This is a genomic window from Ramlibacter sp. PS4R-6, assembly GCF_037572775.1.
Lineage (GTDB): Bacteria > Pseudomonadota > Gammaproteobacteria > Burkholderiales > Burkholderiaceae_C > Ramlibacter.
In genome coordinates this window covers 1,198,203-1,213,455 of record NZ_JBBHKA010000001.1, presented here as the reverse complement: position 1 = coordinate 1,213,455, position 15,253 = coordinate 1,198,203, and the positions used below count along the sequence as shown (strand labels likewise).

Annotated in this window: 18 protein-coding genes and 1 riboswitch; of the genes, 8 read left to right on the top strand and 10 right to left on the bottom strand. The window is 68.4% G+C overall.

The genetic code is table 11. The features are described 5' to 3' along the window. The first annotated feature begins 43 nt into the window (after window positions 1–43). The gene (locus WG903_RS05970; protein ID WP_445263623.1) at window positions 44–1,399 is read left to right on the top strand and encodes a M23 family metallopeptidase; all 1,356 of its coding nucleotides are present in this window, start codon (window positions 44–46) and stop codon (window positions 1,397–1,399) included. Window positions 1,400–1,419: 20 nt separating this feature from the next. Further along, window positions 1,420–2,511 carry an anhydro-N-acetylmuramic acid kinase gene (locus WG903_RS05965; protein WP_340073312.1) on the top strand — a complete coding sequence of 364 codons (1,092 nt, stop codon included), beginning with the start codon at window positions 1,420–1,422 and terminating at the stop codon, window positions 2,509–2,511. Here WG903_RS05965 and erpA read toward each other — a convergent pair. From erpA to rplM, 5 genes are all read right to left on the bottom strand, one after another. Then, window positions 2,508–2,873 (bottom strand): iron-sulfur cluster insertion protein ErpA, encoded by a 366-nt coding sequence (erpA, locus tag WG903_RS05960; RefSeq protein ID WP_340073311.1) that lies wholly within the window; start codon window positions 2,871–2,873, stop codon window positions 2,508–2,510. The genes WG903_RS05965 and erpA overlap by 4 nt on opposite strands. Window positions 2,874–2,942: 69 nt before the next feature. Next, window positions 2,943–3,341: a bactofilin family protein gene (locus WG903_RS05955; RefSeq protein WP_340073309.1), complete on the bottom strand. Its 399-nt coding sequence runs from the start codon at window positions 3,339–3,341 to the stop codon at window positions 2,943–2,945. A 26-nt stretch (window positions 3,342–3,367) separates the two neighbouring features. Next, complete coding sequence (locus WG903_RS05950; RefSeq protein WP_340073308.1) at window positions 3,368–4,069, bottom strand: DUF6776 family protein; 702 nt, start codon at window positions 4,067–4,069, stop codon at window positions 3,368–3,370. A gap of 99 nt (window positions 4,070–4,168) precedes the next feature. Further along, the gene (gene rpsI, locus WG903_RS05945; protein WP_340073307.1) at window positions 4,169–4,561 is read right to left on the bottom strand and encodes a 30S ribosomal protein S9; all 393 of its coding nucleotides are present in this window, start codon (window positions 4,559–4,561) and stop codon (window positions 4,169–4,171) included. Next, window positions 4,558–4,992 (bottom strand): 50S ribosomal protein L13, encoded by a 435-nt coding sequence (gene rplM, locus WG903_RS05940; RefSeq protein ID WP_340073306.1) that lies wholly within the window; start codon window positions 4,990–4,992, stop codon window positions 4,558–4,560. The genes rpsI and rplM overlap by 4 nt, the downstream gene beginning before the upstream one ends. Window positions 4,993–5,160: 168 nt before the next feature. Here rplM and WG903_RS05935 point away from each other — a divergent pair, with 168 nt between their 5' ends. From WG903_RS05935 to WG903_RS05925, 3 genes are read left to right on the top strand one after another with little or no spacing between them, the layout of a single operon-like run. Beyond that, window positions 5,161–6,051 carry a 23S rRNA (adenine(2030)-N(6))-methyltransferase RlmJ gene (locus WG903_RS05935; protein WP_340073304.1) on the top strand — a complete coding sequence of 297 codons (891 nt, stop codon included), beginning with the start codon at window positions 5,161–5,163 and terminating at the stop codon, window positions 6,049–6,051. Beyond that, window positions 6,051–6,548: a DUF3291 domain-containing protein gene (locus WG903_RS05930; RefSeq protein WP_340073303.1), complete on the top strand. Its 498-nt coding sequence runs from the start codon at window positions 6,051–6,053 to the stop codon at window positions 6,546–6,548. The genes WG903_RS05935 and WG903_RS05930 overlap by 1 nt, the downstream gene beginning before the upstream one ends. Continuing rightward, window positions 6,545–7,273, top strand: coding sequence for a fructosamine kinase family protein (locus WG903_RS05925; protein WP_340073301.1), 729 nt, complete (start codon window positions 6,545–6,547; stop codon window positions 7,271–7,273). The genes WG903_RS05930 and WG903_RS05925 overlap by 4 nt, the downstream gene beginning before the upstream one ends. On the opposite strand, the gene metF is transcribed toward WG903_RS05925, so the two are convergent. Genes metF through ahcY form a run of 3 tightly spaced genes read right to left on the bottom strand, consistent with a single transcriptional unit; the run spans window position 7,226 to window position 10,232 of the window. Beyond that, a complete protein-coding gene (gene metF, locus WG903_RS05920; RefSeq protein ID WP_340073300.1) occupies window positions 7,226–8,059 on the bottom strand; it encodes a methylenetetrahydrofolate reductase [NAD(P)H] in 834 nt (277 codons plus the stop codon). The two genes, WG903_RS05925 and metF, sit on opposite strands and share 48 nt — an antisense overlap. Then, a complete protein-coding gene (locus tag WG903_RS05915; RefSeq protein ID WP_340073299.1) occupies window positions 8,056–8,787 on the bottom strand; it encodes a TlyA family RNA methyltransferase in 732 nt (243 codons plus the stop codon). Before WG903_RS05915 ends, metF begins: the two co-directional genes overlap by 4 nt. A gap of 8 nt (window positions 8,788–8,795) precedes the next feature. After that, window positions 8,796–10,232, bottom strand: coding sequence for an adenosylhomocysteinase (ahcY, locus tag WG903_RS05910; RefSeq protein WP_340073298.1), 1,437 nt, complete (start codon window positions 10,230–10,232; stop codon window positions 8,796–8,798). Between the two features lie 71 nt (window positions 10,233–10,303). Further along, window positions 10,304–10,385: riboswitch (S-adenosyl-L-homocysteine riboswitch) on the bottom strand. A gap of 25 nt (window positions 10,386–10,410) precedes the next feature. Between ahcY and WG903_RS05905 the strand changes: the two genes are divergently transcribed. After that, window positions 10,411–11,493, top strand: coding sequence for an ATP-dependent DNA ligase (locus tag WG903_RS05905; protein WP_340073296.1), 1,083 nt, complete (start codon window positions 10,411–10,413; stop codon window positions 11,491–11,493). On the opposite strand, the gene WG903_RS05900 is transcribed toward WG903_RS05905, so the two are convergent. After that, window positions 11,490–11,987 (bottom strand): hypothetical protein, encoded by a 498-nt coding sequence (locus WG903_RS05900; RefSeq protein WP_340073295.1) that lies wholly within the window; start codon window positions 11,985–11,987, stop codon window positions 11,490–11,492. The two genes, WG903_RS05905 and WG903_RS05900, sit on opposite strands and share 4 nt — an antisense overlap. 109 nt (window positions 11,988–12,096) lie before the next feature. Here WG903_RS05900 and WG903_RS05895 point away from each other — a divergent pair, with 109 nt between their 5' ends. After that, the gene (locus WG903_RS05895; RefSeq protein ID WP_340073294.1) at window positions 12,097–13,737 is read left to right on the top strand and encodes a peptide chain release factor 3; all 1,641 of its coding nucleotides are present in this window, start codon (window positions 12,097–12,099) and stop codon (window positions 13,735–13,737) included. Further along, on the top strand, window positions 13,730–14,503 hold the full coding sequence (locus WG903_RS05890; protein WP_340073293.1) for an HAD family hydrolase: 774 nt from the start codon (window positions 13,730–13,732) through the stop codon (window positions 14,501–14,503). The genes WG903_RS05895 and WG903_RS05890 overlap by 8 nt, the downstream gene beginning before the upstream one ends. Here the strand turns inward: WG903_RS05890 and WG903_RS05885 are convergent. After that, window positions 14,439–15,251 (bottom strand): gamma-glutamyl-gamma-aminobutyrate hydrolase family protein, encoded by an 813-nt coding sequence (locus WG903_RS05885; protein ID WP_340078201.1) that lies wholly within the window; start codon window positions 15,249–15,251, stop codon window positions 14,439–14,441. The genes WG903_RS05890 and WG903_RS05885 overlap by 65 nt on opposite strands. Window positions 15,252–15,253 lie beyond the last annotated feature (2 nt).

The following is a 15,253-nucleotide window of genomic DNA, read 5'->3' as shown; positions in this document are numbered from 1 at the left end:
GCCCCGGGCCGCAGGAGAAGGCAGCCCCACACAGGACGCGATGTTGATGAACGGTTTCGCCGCCGCTTGCGAACGATTGCTGTCCCGACTGGGGCATGCGCTCGAACACCATCCCCGGCAGGCGACGGCTGCCATCGCGGCCTTCCTGCTGTGCGGCGGCGGCGCCGCATTCGGCGTCGCCACGCTGGACCCGTCCCCCGAACACATCGTCGTGCGCCAGGTGCTCGAAGAGGTCGCGCCGCTCGCGATCGACGCGCAGCTGGCCGCGCTCGAGAACCACGACCTGAACCTGTTCCGCTCCGACGCCACGCGCGCCAGCGAAAGCGTCGAGGCCCTGCTCGCGCGCCTGGGCGTCGACGATGCGGCGGCCGCTTCGTTCCTGCGCCGCGAGCCGACCTTCCGCCGCCAGCTCATGGGCCGTAGCGGCCGCTCGGTGACCGTCGAGACGAACGAGCGCCGCGAGCTGGTCAAGCTCACCGCGCGCTGGGTGCCCGATACCGGCGGCAGCTTCACGCGCCTGGTCGTCGACCGTGCGGCCGGCGGCGTCTTCGTCTCTCACGTCGAGACGGCGCCGCTGGTCGCCAGCGTGCGCCTGGGCAGCGCCGTCGTGCGCACGTCGCTCTTCGGCGCCGCCGACGACGCGCACGTGCCCGACGCCGTGGTCACGCAGATGGTGGAGATCTTCTCGAGCGAGATCGACTTCCACCGCGACCTGCGCATGGGCGACCGCTTCGACGTGGTGTACGAAACGCTGGAAGCCGACGGCGAGCCCGTGCGCACCGGCCGCATCCTGTCCGTCGAGTTCATCAACGCCGGCACCCGGTACAACGCGCTGTGGTTCCAGGCCGCGGGCCGCAAGGGCGCGTACTTCACGCTCGACGGCAAGAGCCTGACCACGTCGTACCTGGCCGCGCCGCTGGAGTTCTCGCGCGTGTCCAGCGGCTTCGCCACGCGCTTCCATCCCATCCAGCACCAGTGGAAGGCGCACCTGGGCGTCGACTACGCGGCGCGCATCGGCACCCCCGTGCGCACGGTGGGCGAAGGCACGGTCGAATTCGCCGGCGTGCAGAACGGCTTCGGCAACGTGGTGATCGTCAAGCACGGCAACCTGGACCAGACCCTCTACGCGCACCTGAGCCGCGTCGCCGTGCGCGCCGGCCAGGCCGTGACGCAGGGCCAGACCATCGGCAGCGTCGGCCAGACGGGCTGGGCCACCGGCCCGCACCTGCACTTCGAGTTCCGCGTGAACGGCGTGCACCAGAACCCCACGCTCATGGCCAAGCGCGCCGAAGCGACCACGCTCTCGGCCGAGCTGCGCCCCGACTTCGACCGGCTTGCGCGCTCCATGCGCCTGCAGCTGGCCGCCGCCGCGCGCGAAGTGCAGCTCGCCGGCAACTGATCGCGGCTAACATCCGCGGCATGACCGCGGAGCTCTACATCGGCCTCATGTCCGGCACGTCGCTCGACGGCGTCGACGGCGTGCTGGCGGATTTCGGCGACGGCAAGCTCCAGGTGCTCGCGCACGCGGGCACGCCCTTCGCGCCGGCGCTGCGTGACGAGTTGCTCGCACTGAATTCACCCGGGAGCAACGAGCTGCATCGTGGCGCGCTCGCGGCGAACGCGGTGATGCGCGCCTATGCGGACGTGGTCAAACGCCTGCTGCCGAAGTCGGGACAGGTCACCGCCATCGGCGCGCACGGGCAGACCGTGCGCCACCGCCCGCAGGAATTCGACGGCACCGGCTACACCACGCAGCTGTGCAACGGCGCGCTGCTCGCCGAGCTCACCGGCATCGACGTCGTGTGCGACTTCCGCTCGCGCGACGTCGCGGCCGGCGGCCAGGGCGCGCCGCTCGCACCTTTCTTCCACCGTGCGATGTTCGCGAAGCAAGGGGAGACCATCGGCGTTCTGAACATCGGCGGCATCTCCAACCTGAGCGTGCTCCAGGCCGACGGCACGGTGCTGGGATTCGATTGCGGGCCGGGCAATGCGCTGATGGATGCATGGGCGCAGACGCATACGCAGCAGGCTTTCGACGAAGACGGCAAGTGGGCAGCGGCCGGCCAGGTCATCGAGCCGCTGCTGGAGCGGATGCTGGCCGAGCCCTACTTCGCGAAGCAGCCGCCGAAAAGCACGGGCCGCGACCTGTTCAACACGCAGTGGTTGAGTGCGCACGTGCCTTCTTCTGCGCAGAAGGCGGTCGATGTCCAGGCCACGCTCGCCGAGCTCACGGCATCCGCCATTGCGAACGACGCCAGCCGCTACGACTTGACGCGCCTGATCGTCTGCGGCGGTGGCGCCTTGAACGGCCACCTGATGCAGCGGCTCCAGGCGAAATTGCCGGGCCTGCCAGTGGAGTCCAGCGAAGCCGCCGGCCTGCCCCCGCTGCAGGTCGAAGCCACCGCCTTCGCCTGGCTCGCCCGCCAGTGCGTGCGCCGCGAAAAGCTGGAGCTCAAAAGCACAACGGGCGCACTAGGCGCCCGCGTGTTGGGTGCGGTATATCCGGCTTAGGTCGAGAAGCTCGAGCCGCAGCCGCAGGTGCTGGTGGCGTTCGGGTTCTTGATGACGAACTGGGCGCCCTGCAGGTCTTCCTTGTAGTCGATCTCGGCGCCGACCAGGTACTGGTAGCTCATCGAATCGATCAGCAGCGACACGCCGTTCTTCTGCATCACGGTGTCGTCGTCGTTCTGGATCTCGTCGAAGGTGAAGCCGTACTGGAAGCCCGAGCAGCCGCCGCCCTGCACGAAGACGCGCAGCTTCAGCTCGGGGTTGCCTTCCTCGGCGATGAGGTCGGCCACCTTGGCCGCGGCGCTGTCGGTGAAGACCAGCGGGGCGGGCATGTCGGTTTGGGCGGATTCGGCTACTGCACTCATGGGGGCTCCGGTGTTGGCGTACGAACGCCTGCTGCCCCAATAGTACAGCAGGCTAGTCGGGATTTCAGGTCAGGCGGCGGTTGTCGCCAGCTTCAGTAAGGGCTTTTCGCCGGCCGCCGCCTCCAGCGGCTTGAGCGTGCCCGCGATCACCGCGCCCTGGTGCATCTCCAGCACGCGGTAGTGGACGTCCCCTTCGATCCGCGCGCGGGGCTGGAGTTCCAGCAGTTCGCGCGCGTGGACGGGGCCCTTCACGGTGCCGTTGATGATCACGTGGTCCGCCGAGACCTCCCCGTGCACGGAGGCCTGCTCGGAGATCACCAGCATGCTGTTGGTTTCGGTGTCGGCCGTGACGTTGCCGGCGATCTCGCCGTCCACGCGCAGGCCGTCGGTGAACTTCAGGTGGCCGTCGATGCGGGTGCCTTGCGCGATGAGGCTCTTGATGGGCGGGGGTGCCTTCTTGCCGAACATGTGTCTCTTCCTTCGCGAAAGTGGCCCTAAAGCGGGATGCTCTGCACGGCGCGGGTCACCGCGCCTTCCACCACCTTGGCGGAAACGTTTTTTACCACGGCCTGCTGAGGCAGGTCGACCATGCCTTCGACGCGGCGGTACTGGCGGAAGCGCAGGTCACCGACCGGCACGTCCATCATCCAGGGCTTGCCGCCCAGCGTGCCGGCCAGCTTGACCTCGAGCTTGCCGCGGAACTCGGCGGCGTTCTTCACCGGCTGGATGAGCAGCACCTGCCACCTCAACTGCGTGCCCGCCAGCACCTCGGCCTGCAGGCCGCGGATGGCGACGGCCTCGCTGCCGCTGGCGGGGAGGAGCTTCTCGAAGAAGCCGAGGTCGTCGCGCAGCTGGCGGTTCTCGGCTTCCAATGTCTTGATCGTGGCGGCGAGGCGGTCCTGCGCCGCCTTCTCGGCCGTGAGCAGGCTGGCCGACGTGTTCACCACCGACTGTGCCTTGTCGCGCTCGAAGCGCAGCTTCTCGGCGTCGGCACGCAGCCTCAGCAGTTCTTCCTTGGCGCCGCTGTCCAGGCCCGCGATGCTCTTGCCGAACTCGAAGGCCCACAGCGCAATGGCCGCGCAGAACCCCAGCATGATCGCGGCCACCGCCCAGCGCAGCGGCCACGGCAGGGCGCTGCGCACGGCCATGCGGGGCGCACTGATGGTGAGGCGGCGGCGGAGGAGCTTGAATCGCATCCCAACGGGTACAGCTGAGTCTTTGGCTCAACCATACCGCCAACAAAAAAGCCGCAGCAAGAGGACTTGCGCGGCTTTTTGTTGGCAGCTGTAAGCGGTTTAGCGCTTCGAGAACTGCTTGCGGCGGCGTGCGGAGTGCAGGCCGACCTTCTTGCGTTCCACTTCGCGCGCATCGCGCGTCACGAAGCCGGCTTGCGACAGCACGGGCTTGAGGGCCGCGTCCCAGTCGATCAGCGCGCGCGTGATGCCGTGGCGCACGGCGCCGGCCTGGCCGGATTCCCCGCCGCCGTGCACGTTGCACTGGATGTCGAACGTCTCGGCGTTGTTCGTCAGCATCAGCGGCTGCTTGGCGATCATGATCGACGTCTGGCGGCCGAAGAACTCGGCGATGTCCTTGCCGTTGACCGTGATCTTGCCGGAGCCCTTCTTCAGGAAGACACGGGCCACGCTCGACTTGCGGCGGCCGGTGCCGTTGTTCCATTCACCAATCATGCTGCGATCTCCAGGGGCTTCGGTTGCTGCGCGGTGTGCGGATGCTCGGCGCCGCCGTAGACCTTCAGCTTCTTGATCATGGCGTAGCCCAGCGGGCCCTTGGGGAGCATGCCCTTGACGGCCTTCTCCAGCGCGCGGCCGGGGTGCTTGGCCTGCATGTCGCGGAAGTTGGTCTCGCGGATGCCGCCCGGGTAGCCGGTGTGGCGGTAGTACTTCTTGTCGAGCTCCTTCGCGCCGGTGACGCGGAGCTTGGAAGCGTTGATGACGACGATGAAGTCGCCGGTGTCGACGTGAGGCGTGTAAATGGCCTTGTGCTTGCCGCGCAAACGGAGGGCAGCTTCGCTGGCAACCCGTCCGAGCACCTTGTCGGTGGCGTCAATCACAAACCACTCGTGCGTCACGTCAGCGGGTTTTGCGCTGAACGTAGGCATGTCAAAAAAACTCGAGTTGGTTTGCGCGTCCTTTTCCGCGGTCGGTGTCCTTCTTGTGAGGACCTCTTAGGCGGGAGTCTGGCTCCGTCGCGGGACGCAAAAAGCGCTACGGAGCCGGCGATTATACGGAAAATCAAGGACTTAGGCCTAGCCGCTACCATCCCGGGCATGTACAGCTACCGCCACGCCTTCCACGCCGGCAACCACGCCGACGTCCTGAAGCACACGATGCTGGTGGCGATCCTGCGCCACCTGGCCCTCAAGGACACCCCGCTGGTGGCCGTGGACACCCATGCCGGGGCCGGCCTGTACCGCTTGGACGGGGAGTATGCGGGCACTTCGGGCGAGGCCCAGGACGGGATTCTCAAGCTGGCGCCTGCTTTGCGCGCTCTCGAAAATGTAGCGCCGGCCCTGGCCGACTACGTCTCCGTGGTGGCCAGCTTCAACAAGAAAGGCCAATGGAAGGTCTACCCGGGCTCCCCCTTCGTGGTCCACGAACTGCTGCGGGAAGGCGGCCGCGACCGGCTGAAGCTGTTCGAGATGCACCCCACCGACGCCAAGGCCCTCGCCGGCCACGTGGCCCAGATGGAGGCCGGGCGCGAGGTGGCGGTGGCCCGCACCGACGGTTTCGAGTCGCTCAAGGCCTTCCTGCCCCCGCCGTCGCGCCGGGCCCTGGTGCTGATCGACCCCAGCTACGAGATCAAGAGCGACTACGCCAAGGTCACGGCCTGCATCCAGGACTGCCTCAAGCGCTTCCCCACCGGCGTGTACGTCGTCTGGTACCCGATCATCCCGCGGCCCGAAGCGCACGAGCTGCCGCGGCGCCTGAAGACCATCACCAACAACGCCGGCAAGCCGTGGCTGCACGCCACCTTGTCGATCGGGCACGTGGCGCACCAGCCGGGCGAAGGCAACCAGCCCCAGGGCCTCACGGCCAGCGGCATGTTCGTCGTCAACCCGCCGCACACGCTCAAGCCCGCGATGCAGGCGGCGCTGCCGCAGATGGTCGACATCCTCGGCCGCGGCCGCGGCAAGGGGCACGTGCTCGAGAGCTCGTGATGCAGCGCTGGCACCTCGCGCAGGTCAACGTCGCCTATGCGCTGGGCGACCAGGACGACCCGGTGATGGCGGAGTTCATCGCGCAGCTCGACGAGATCAACCAGCTGGCCGAGCGCAGCCCCGGGTTCGTGTGGCGCTACGTCTCCGACAGCCGCGACCCGGCCCAGCGCGAGCTCGCCGACCCGCGCGTGCTGTTCAACATGAGCGTGTGGGACAGCGTGGAATCGCTGCACGCCTACGCGTACAAGACGGCGCACGCCAAGGTGTTCGCCGCGCGCAAGAAGTGGTTCGGCGACTGGAAGCAGTACGTCGGCGGGCTGCCGGAGCTGGGCGACGGCGTGCCGTTCCTGGCGCTGTGGTGGATTGCCGCCGGCGACGTGCCCACGCCGCAGCAAGGCCTGGAGCGCTTGAAGCTACTGGGCGCGAAGGGCCCGCATCCGCAGGCCTTCACGTTCAAGCAGATGTTCACGCCGCAAGGCGAAGCGGTCGAACGTTGAAGACCTTCGTGAAGCGCGGCGACGCCGCGGTGCTGCGCGCCGAAGCCGAAGGCCTGCTCATGCTCGCCATGACCAACACGATCCGCGTCCCGCGCGTCTTCGAGCTGCACGAGGACAGGCTCGTCCTGGAATGGCTGGACTTCGCGCAGCCGGACGCCGGTTTCGGCGAGCGCTTCGGCCGTGCGCTCGCGGCGCTGCACGCGATCCCGTTCGACGAGCCCTTTGGCTGGCTCGCCGACAACTTCATCGGCGCGACGCCGCAGGTCAACACGCGCAGCGAGGACTGGCCGACGTTCTGGCGCGAATCACGCCTGCATCCGATGCTCGCGCGCCTGCGCGATCCCGAGTTGGCGAAGGCCGTGGGTGCGGCGATCGACGCGATACCGTCGCTGTTCCAAGACGGCTACGAACCGCGCGCGAGCCTGATCCACGGCGACCTCTGGTCCGGCAACTGGGGCATGCTCGCCGACGGCACACCGGTCATCTACGACCCTTGCGTGTCCTATTCGGATGCCGAGGCGGACGTCGCGATGATGGAGCTGTTCGGCTCCCCGCCGACGGGCTTCCGGCAAGGCTACGGTTCACCGCAAGCGGGCTACGCGCGCCGCAAGCACCTGTACCAGCTGTACCACCTGCTCAACCACGCCGTGCTGTTCGGCGGCGGCTACCGGCAGCAGTCACTGCGCTGTGCCGAGGCGCTTGCAGATCTCCAGCGTCGCGGCTGACTGGTTCATCGTGTAGAAGTGGAAGCAGCCGGCGCCGCCGGCGCGCAGCTTCTCGCACAGCGCCGTGACCACGTCCAGGCCGAAGGCCTTGATCGACTTCGTGTCGTCGCCGAAGCCTTCGAGCCGCAGGCGGATCCAGCGCGGAATCTCCGCGCCGCAGGCGTCGGAAAAGCGCATCAGCTGCGACGAGTTCGTGATCGGCATGATGCCCGGCACGACCGCGATCTCCAGGCCGGCTTTCTGCACCTCGTCGACGAAACGGAAATACGCGTCGGCGTTGAAGAAGTACTGCGTGATCGCCGTGTTGGCGCCCGCGCGCACCTTCGTCGCGAAGGCCTTCATGTCCGACTCGGCCGAGCGTGCCTGCGGATGCACCTCGGGATAGCACGCCACGTCGATCTTGAACTTGTCGCCCGTCTCGTTCCGGATGAAGGCGATGAGGTCGCTGGCGTAGGTGAACTCGCCGCCGGTGCCGTAGCCGCTGGGCAGGTCGCCGCGCAGCGCGACCAGGCGCTTGACGCCCATGGCATCGAGCAGGCCCAGCGCCTCGCGCACCTTTTCCTTCGTCGCGCCGATGCACGACAGGTGCGACGCCGCATCGACGCCTTCCATCAGGATTTCGGACACGGTGTCGAAGGTGCCTTGCTGCGTCGAGCCGCCCGCGCCGTAGGTGACGGAGCAGAACTCGGGCTGCAGCGCATAGAGCTGCTGGCGCGCCGCGCGCAGCTTCGCCGCGCCTTCGGGCGTCTTGGGCGGGAAGAATTCGAGGCTGAGGGGAAGGGTCATTGGCAATGGATGAAAAATTCGCGGTTGCCGTCACCGCCGGCGATGGGACTCTCGAACCAGCCTTTCACGGCGAAGCCGGCCTGGCGGCAGGCGTCGCGCAGGCGCTGTTCGACGACCGCGTAGAGCGACGGGTCCGTGACGATGCCGCCCTTGCCCAGCTGGCCCGGCTGCAACTCGAATTGCGGCTTGACGAGCATGAGCAGGTCGCCGCCCGCTTTCAGCAGCGCGCGCAGCGCGGGGATGACGAGCGTGAGCGAGATGAACGAGAGGTCGCCCACGACCACGTCGAAGTCGCCGCCGACGCGCGCTGCGGAGAGCTCGCGGGCATTGAGCTTCTCGATGGCCGTGACGCGCGGGTCCTCGCGCAGGCTCTCGTGCAACTGCCCATGGCCGACGTCCACGCCCGTCACGCGCGCCGCGCCGTGACGCAGCAGGCAGTCGGTGAAGCCGCCGGTGGACTGGCCGACGTCCAGGCACGCCTTGCCGCGCACGTCCACGCCCGATTGCGCCAGGGCGCCTTCGAGCTTGAGCCCGCCGCGCGAGACGTAGCGCGCCTCGGCGTCATCGAGCAATTCGACTTCGGCCTGCATCGGGATCTCGTCACCGTTCTTGGCGACGTCCTTCCAGCCGCCCGGCGCGCGCCAGCGCACGCCCGACGCGATCAGGCGCTGGGCCTGCGACCGCGTCGCGGCAAGGCCGCGTTCGACGAGCAACTGGTCCGCGCGCACGCAGTGCCTCAGTAGCGGTAGGTGTCGGGCTTGTACGGGCCCTGCTTTTGCACGCCGATGTAGTCGGCCTGCGCCTGCGTCAGCTCCGTGAGCTGCGCGCCCAGCTTGGACAGCTGCAGGCGTGCCACCTTCTCGTCCAGGTGCTTGGGCAGCACGTACACCTGGCCGACCTGGTAGTCGTTCGGGCGGGTGAACAGCTCGATCTGCGCCAGCGTCTGGTTGGCGAACGACGAGGACATCACGTAGCTGGGGTGGCCCGTGCCGCAGCCCAGGTTCACCAGGCGGCCCTTGGCCAGCAGGATGATGCGCTTGCCGTCCTCGAAGATCACGTGGTCGACCTGCGGCTTGATCTCGTCCCACTTGCACTTGGCTTCGAGCGACGCGACGTCGATCTCGTTGTCGAAGTGGCCGATGTTGCAGACGATGGCCTGGTCCTTCATCTTCGCCATGTGGGCGTAGGTGATGACGTCGCGGTTGCCGGTGGCGGTCACGAAGATGTCGGCCTTGTCGGCGGCGTAGTCCATGGTGACCACGCGGTAGCCTTCCATCGCGGCCTGCAGCGCGTTGATGGGGTCGATCTCGGTCACCCACACCTGCGCCGACAGCGCACGCAGCGCCTGCGCCGAGCCCTTGCCCACGTCGCCGTAGCCGCACACCAGCGCGACCTTGCCGGCGACCATCACGTCGGTGGCGCGCTTGATGCCGTCCACCAGCGACTCGCGGCAGCCGTAGAGGTTGTCGAACTTGCTCTTGGTGACCGAGTCGTTGACGTTGATGGCGCGGAACTTCAGGAGGCCCTTGTTCGCCATGTCGATCAGCCGGTGCACGCCGGTGGTCGTCTCCTCGGTGACGCCGATGATCTCCTTGGCCTTGCGCGAGTACCAGCTCGGGTCTTCCTTGAGCTTCTTGCGGATCGCGGCGTAGAGGATGCGCTCCTCCTCGCTGGAATGCGTGTCGATCAGCGACAGGTCGGACTCGCAGCGCTGGCCCAGGTGCATCAGCAGCGTGGCGTCGCCGCCGTCGTCCAGGATCATGTTCGGGCCTTCATGCTCCGAACCCTTGGCGCCGAAATCGAAGATGCGGTGCGTGTAGTCCCAGTAGTCTTCGAGCGACTCGCCCTTGATCGCGAACACCGGCGTGCCGCTGGCGGCGATGGCGGCCGCGGCGTGGTCCTGCGTCGAGAAGATGTTGCACGAGGCCCAGCGCACCTGCGCGCCCAGCGCCTGCAGCGTCTCGATCAGCACGGCCGTCTGGATGGTCATGTGCAGCGAGCCCGTGATGCGCGCGCCCTTGAGCGGCTGGCTCTTCGCGAATTCCTGGCGGATGGCCATCAGGCCGGGCATCTCCGTCTCGGCGATGCGGATTTCCTTGCGGCCCCAGTCGGCCAGCTTGGCGTCGGCGATCGCGCAATCCTGCGCGGCGTTGGTCTTGAGTACGGCGTTCATTCGTGGCTCCTGTTCGTGTCGAGGACCACTGCCGGGCTGCGCGGGAATAAAAAAACTCACCGCACCGGACAGTGGGGTGAGCGTCGTTGCGCGGCGCAAGTGCCGCTGGCCGAGCCTGACACCCGTTCGGGTGGTGCAACGCTCCTCGGATGGCCCGCATTTTATAGGATAGTCGGCCATGCCCGCCACACCCGCCACCTCGCCACCGATCGAGCCCATGCTGGCCAAGATCGCCGATGAGCTTCCGAAGGGGGAAGGGTTCCTCTTCGAGCCCAAATGGGACGGCTTCCGGGCCATCGTCTTCCGCAACGGCGACGAGTGCTTCATCCAGAGCCGCGACTCGCGGCCCCTGAACCGCTACTTCCCCGAGCTCGAGCGCGCGTGCATCGAGCGCCTGCCCAGGGGCTGCGTGATCGACGGCGAGATCGTGGTGGCCGGCCCGCAGGGCCTGGACTTCGATGCGCTCCAGCAGCGCCTGCATCCCGCGGCCTCGCGCGTCGCGCGGCTCGCGCAGGCCACGCCGGCATCTTTCGTCGCCTTCGACCTGCTCGCGGCCGGCGGGCGCTCGACGATGCAGCTGCCGCAGTCGGAGCGGCGCGCGCGCCTGGAAAGCCTGCTCAAGACCGTGAAGCCGCCGGTGCACCTGACACCGGTGACGAAGGACCGGGCCGTCGCGCAGGACTGGCTCGAACGCTTCGAAGGCGCGGGCCTCGACGGCGTGATCGCCAAGCCCGAGACGGCCACCTACCAGCCGGGCAAGCGCGCGATGTTCAAGATCAAGCACGCGCGCACCGCCGATTGCGTGGTCGCCGGCTTCCGCTGGTACCGCGACACCGACGACGCCGTCGGTTCCCTGTTGCTCGGTCTGTACAACGACGCGGGCGTGCTGCAGCACGTGGGCGTGACGTCGGCTTTCACGATGGCGATGCGCCGCGAGCTGGTCGAGGAGCTCGCGCCGTTGCGCAAGGACGCCCTGAAGGACCATCCCTGGGCCGGCTGGGCCGAGGCGACGGGCGACGACGCCAATCGCATGCCGGGCGCGCAGAGCCGCTGGAGCGCGGGCAAGGACCTGACGTGGGAGCCGCTGCGCCCCGAGCGGGTGGTGGAAGTGAAGTACGACCACCTGCAGGGCGACCGATTCCGCCATGCCGCGGTGTTCCTGCGCTGGCGGCCCGACAAGCCGCCGCAGGAGTGCCGCTACGACCAGCTGGAGGTGGTGACGCCCTTCGAGCTGGCGAAGGTGTTCAAGGGCAAGGCCTAGCTGCGGTGCCGGCGGCGCTGCGGCGTCTTCGGCGCTTCGGGCACCGGGCAGCCCTTGTCGATGTTCTCGAGCGCGCCGGACAGGCCGGTCAGTTCCAGCTCGTGGCGCATCGTGCCTTGCGCGGTGGCGGCGTCGATGCGCACCTTGTAGCTGCGCGAGAGCTTGGCGAAATCCTCGCCGGTGAAGGCGATCGCCTGCAGTTCCTTCTCGGCGGACGACAGGGGTCGCAGCGCGCCGGGCGCCTGGCCGTCGAAGCCGAAGGCGACGCCGCTCACTTCCTCGACGGTCTTGATGATCAGCGTGTCCTTGCTCAGCTGGACGTGCCGGTTGGCGCGGTAGAAGCCCGTGCATCCGACGACCTTGCCGCTGTCGCGCACCGAGCGCACCACGAACCAGGGGCCGCTGCGGAACACCGGCTGGTTGGGGCGCTCGGCCGGCTGCGCGAAGACACAGGTGGTCGCAGCGAAGGCTAGGAGGGCCAGGCCATGTCTCATGGCCGCGGATACTAGCTCCAAGCGGCGCCGCCGGCACTAGGGCAGCCACCGAGGGCAAAATAGGGGCTGTCCCACACCGGCCGCCCCGCGCGGCCCGCGGAGTTCCCCCTTGTCAGCCTCCCCGTACGCCGCCGAAGTCCGGCGCCGCCGCACCTTTGCCATCATCTCGCACCCGGATGCGGGCAAGACCACGCTCACCGAGAAGCTGCTGCTGTTCTCGGGCGCGATCCAGATCGCCGGCTCGGTCAAGGCGCGCAAGGCCTCGCGCCACGCCACCTCCGACTGGATGGAGATCGAGAAGCAGCGGGGCATCTCGGTCGCCTCGTCGGTGATGCAGATGCTCTACCGCGACCACGTGGTCAACTTGCTCGACACGCCGGGCCACAAGGACTTCTCGGAAGACACCTACCGCGTGCTCACCGCCGTCGACTCGGCCCTGATGGTGATCGACGCGGCCAACGGCGTGGAGGCGCAGACGCGGCGGCTGATCGAGGTGTGCCGCCAACGCGACACGCCCATCATCACCTTCGTCAACAAGATGGACCGCGAGGTGCGCGAGCCGCTGGACATCCTCGACGAGGTGGAGCGCGAACTGGGCATGCCCTGCGTGCCCATGACCTGGCCCGTCGGCAAGGGCAAAGGCTTCGGCGGCATCATGAACCTGCGCACGCAGGCGATGACGGTGTTCGAGTCGGGCAGCGAGCGCCGCCCGCAGGACTTCGAGACCATCGCCCTGTCGGACACGGCCCGGCTGAAGGAGCGCTTCGGCTCCGAGTACGACCACGCCGCGGAAAGCATGGAGCTGGCCGCCGGCGCCTCGCCCGAGTGGGACCACGAAGCGTTCCTGAACGCGAAGCAAACGCCGGTGTTCTTCGGCTCGGCCGTGAACAACTTCGGCGTGATGGAGGTGCTCGACGCACTGGTGGACATCGCGCCGCACCCGCGCCCGCGCCTGAGCCAGCTGGTCGTGAACAAGCAGCTGCAGGAAAAGACCATCCAGCCCGATGAAGCCAACTTCGCCGGCGTCGTCTTCAAGGTGCAGGCCAACATGGACGCCAACCACCGCGACCGCATCGCCTTTGTCCGCATGGCCTCGGGCCGGTACGCGCCCGGCATGAAGCTCAAGGTGCAGCGCACGGCCAAGGAACTGCGGCCGACCTCCGTCGTCACCTTCCTGTCGCAGCGGCGCGAGGCGGTGGACGAGGCCTACGCCGGCGACATCATCGGCTTCACCACGCACGGCGGCGTGCAGCTGGGCGACACCATCACCGACGGCGCCAACCTGCAGTTCACCGGCCTGCCCTTCTTCGCGCCCGAGCTGTTCCAGACCGTGATCCTGAAGAACCCGCTGCGCACCAAGCAGCTGCAGCAGGGCCTGGCGCAACTGGGCGAGGAAGGCGCGATCCAGGTCTTCCGTCCGCAGATCGGCGGTCCGATGCTGCTCGGTGCGGTCGGCCAGCTGCAGTTCGAAGTGGTGCAGCACCGCCTGAAGACCGAGTACGACGCCGACATCCGCCTGGAAGGCTGCCAGTACACCGGTGCGCGCTGGATCACGGCCGATAGCGACGCGGAGCTCAAGGAGTTCATGAACGCGTACCCGCAGCGCATGGCGCTCGACGCGGCCGACGCGCTGGCCTTCCTGTGCACCTCGCCCTACGACGTGCGGCTGGCGCAGGAGCGCTTCCCGAAGATCCACTTCCACCCGCTGCGCGAACACGCGGGCCTGAGCCTGCAGCGTGCGAATGGTTGAACTGCAAGCCGAGTCGTTCGCCGGCCAGCGCATAGCCGGTGTCTTCACCGACATCGACGACACGCTGACCACCGAAGGCGCGATCACCGCCGATGCGCTGCCGGCGCTGGCGCAGCTGCGCGCCGCAGGCGTCCACGTCATCCCCATCACGGGGCGGCCCGTCGGCTGGAGCGAGCCCTTCGCGCGCGACTGGCCGGTCGACGCCATCGTCGCCGAGAACGGCGCGGTGGCGGTGCTCGCCGACGGCCGCAAGATCTACCAGCAAACCGCCGCCGAGCGCGCCGCGAACTTCGCGCGCATGCAGCAGGTGGCGGCGCGCGTGCTGCGCGAGGTGCCGGGCTCGCAGCTCGCGCGGGACAGTGCCGGCCGCGAGACCGACATCGCCATCGACCACAGCGAGTTCGTGCACCTGCCGCAGGAGCGGATCGACCAGGCCGTCGCGATCATGCGCAGCGAAGGCATGCAGGCCACGGTGAGCTCCATCCATATCAACGGCTGGTACGGTGCGCACGACAAGTGGGTGGGCGCGCGCTGGATCGCGCGCGAGCTGCTGGGCGTCGACCTCGACGCTGCCATCGCGCACTGGGTCTACGTCGGCGACTCCACCAACGACGTGCTGATGTTCGAGCGCTTCCCGCTGTCGGTGGGCGTGGCCAACATCCGCCGCTTCGCCGCGCAGCTCACGCACGCGCCGCGCTGGGTCACGCCGTCGGAACGAGGTGCAGGTTTTGCGGAAGCGGCGCACGCGATCCTTCGCGCGCGTTGAACCGGCCCCAAACCGCATCGAGGAAGGCGTGCATGATGCGCCCGTACTCCGGGTGCTCGCACCAGCCCCACTCGGGATGGAACTGGAAGCCCCACGCGAACTGCGTCGGGTCGTGCCAGCGGAAGGCCTCGACGAGGCCGCATTCGGCATGCGCCTCGGGCACGAGGCCCGCGCCGAGGCGGTTGATGCCTTGCGAATGCAGGGAGCTGACGCCGAAGCGCGCCTTGCCGGCGATGCGTTCGAGCTCGCCGCCGGGAACGACATCGATGCCGTGGCGCTCGCCGTACTGCTGGTCCAGCGTCTCCTCCGCGTCCTCCCAGTGTGTCGTGCCGCCCGCGCGCTGCCGCAGCGACTGGTGCAGGCTGCCGCCGAGCGCGACGTTGAAGTCGTGCGCGCCGCGGCACACGCCGAGGAGGGGCACGCCCAGGGCCAGCGCCTGGCGCACCAGGGGCTGGGCGACGGCGTCGCGGTCGAGGTCGTAGCACGGCACGTCGGCTTCTTCCGGTTCGCCGTACAGGCTCGGGTGCACGTGCGTCGCGGAGCCGCCGAGGAACACGCCGTCCACGCCTTCCAGCAGCGCCGGGATGCGCTCGGGTGCTACCCCGGGGAAGGTGGCGGGCTGCAGGCCCATGTTGAGCAACGTGCGCGTGCCGGCCTCGTCCATCACCGTGTACATCTGCGGCTTGCCGTGCTCGTTGCCGAGCGTGCGGTGGCTCGCCACCACCCAGACCACCGGGACCCGCGCCACGC